Here is a 1924-nt window from a genome sequence, read left to right as displayed (position 1 = left end):
GGATGGGGATCTCGCCACCCCTTTTCTCAGATGCCTCATAAGGCTCATCCGCGCTCAGGATGCCCATGGGGCGTGGGAGGGCAAATCGGACGCTGACCTGCTGGCCGACTTCATCCTCACCAAGGAGCAGCGCCGTAAGATCCCGATCATAGGCGATCCCGATCCAGATGTGCTGTGGAGGCTCCAGAATTTTTACAGTTGCGTGGGGCTTGTGATCGAAGAGTGCACAGGCCTGTTGGCATCGCCGATCATGACGATCGGCCATGAGGGCTTCGGCCGCGTGCTTTTCACGACTGGACGGTTGGTCGTTCTGTCGAAGACCCTGCGCGATGTCCACCGGTTCGGCTTTGAGACGCTTGGCAAGCTCGCCGAGGTCGGCAACAAAATGGTCGATGACGCGATTGCAGTTATCGAAACCTATCCCGACGTTGCGCGGGCATCATGAAATCAGTTTTCGAGGAAAGAGATCATGCCAAACATTGTGGAGCAGCTGAAGAAGGTCCGTAAGCTGCAGTCACGTGCCGCCACTGCGAAAATGGCGTTGCACGATCTTGCCGAGGACCTTCCGATTAATTGGGCTAAGATCAAGACCATTGCTGGAGAGACGTTCGACGCCTTCGCCGAGTTGAACGCTGCGAAGGAAGAGCTCGCCGCATTGGAGAATTCACGATGACCGGCTCTTTCGTCACGCGCGACGGCTCCAGCTGGGTGCCGGAGTACCTGACCTGCATCGATGCTGCAACCTGCATCGGCTGTGGCCGATGCTTCAAAGTCTGCTCTCGCGAAGTCATGCACCTCTATGGCGTCGATGAAGCGGGTGGAATCCTCGGCATCTGCGACGACGAGGATGAAGACTTCGATGGCGAGCTCAATCGTATGATCATGGTTGTCGACCAGGCCGGCCGATGCATTGGTTGCGGCGCCTGCGCGCGCGTCTGCCCGAAGAACTGTCAGACCCATGTCGCGGCAGATAAGGTTAGTGCGTGATCTTGCGAACAAATCAGGAGAACGCTGTTGCCTTCATCTCGTTTGTTGCCTCCTGCTGCTCGTACTCTGCGCAAGCCAACGAACGAAGTTACTTCCTGTGGCATTCCATCCACAAAGTTAGCGTTGCGATGGTGGCTAGTTCATCGCTTCTTCAGTGAAGCTTTTTCAAAAGCGCGAAGTGGCGATCGCTGTCTCGTGGCCCTCGGCGATGAACCGATTATCCGGTTTCCAAGGCTGATGCCCCGTGATCGGATCGCCACACATCGTGACATTCGTGTCCCATGCCGGTTCCGCGGATGCGGATGCGGCGGTTTCTACCCAGATGACGGCCGGTGTAAAGAAGGCACTGCGCTTGCACGCAATGTCTCGCGCAAGCTGACCGTCAAGGCAAACACCAGTGCGCGGCTGACGGAGGCACTTGCGGCGAGGACCGCAACGTCACTTTCCACCCCGCAGGCTCAATACGATCCAACACAGGACGATCCTGAGCGCGATTGAATTACATGCTCATTCGCTTGTCCCCATCTCAGCTGTCCACATGTCTCGCAAATGTCGGGCACCCGACACCTATCTAGAAGCAACCCGCTCGTCGGGGTTGCTTCTGCTTCGCCCGCCGCCGTCGTCCCCTCTCGGGTCTCCTCGGTATTGTCGAATTGTCGAGATTAGAACGTTTGTTCGCCGGTCTCTCCGCCAAATACCCATCAATCCGCCCATCGATAAACAAAAATCATCTTCTTGGAGCGTCTGAGCAGTTGGCATGGTGTTTGCTGATCCCTGGTTACAAGCGGCAGAAAGCAGTCTGCATGATGCCGGTTCATGAAACGAACGGAACGGAGGCCACATGACGGTTCGTCATCGGCCCGACGTTCTACCAAGCGGCCTGCATAGTCCGCCGGCGGAAGGGGCAATCCCGACGTCACAGCTTGCAACCAACTCA

3 protein-coding genes are annotated in these 1924 nt (G+C 57.0%); all 3 read left to right on the top strand.

Annotated features, from left to right (window positions below; all coding sequences use genetic code 11):
• A partial coding sequence (locus tag CO667_RS32915) for a NifX-associated nitrogen fixation protein (protein ID WP_097622193.1) occupies positions 1–445 on the top strand: 445 nt, incomplete at its 5' end.
• A 24-nt stretch (positions 446–469) separates the two neighbouring features.
• Positions 470–673, top strand: a complete 204-nt coding sequence (locus tag CO667_RS32910; RefSeq protein WP_097622192.1) for a CCE_0567 family metalloprotein — start codon at positions 470–472, stop codon at positions 671–673.
• Positions 670–987: a ferredoxin III, nif-specific gene (gene fdxB / locus CO667_RS32905; protein WP_097622191.1), complete on the top strand. Its 318-nt coding sequence runs from the start codon at positions 670–672 to the stop codon at positions 985–987. Before CO667_RS32910 ends, fdxB begins: the two co-directional genes overlap by 4 nt.
• The last annotated feature ends 937 nt before the right edge of the window (positions 988–1924 follow it).

Origin of the sequence: Rhizobium sp. L43, from assembly GCF_002531725.1 — a bacterium.
Taxonomy (GTDB): domain Bacteria; phylum Pseudomonadota; class Alphaproteobacteria; order Rhizobiales; family Rhizobiaceae; genus Rhizobium.
Note: the sequence above shows the minus strand (reverse complement) of the source record. Positions and strands in the feature narration are given on the sequence as shown.

What these genes read in the sequence shown, in the direction of transcription:
- CO667_RS32910 (WP_097622192.1), top strand. Translation starts at nt 470, where the DNA reads ATGCCAAACATTGTGGAGCAGCTGAAGAAGGTCCGTAAGCTGCAGTCA.
- fdxB (WP_097622191.1), top strand. Translation starts at nt 670, where the DNA reads ATGACCGGCTCTTTCGTCACGCGCGACGGCTCCAGCTGGGTGCCGGAG.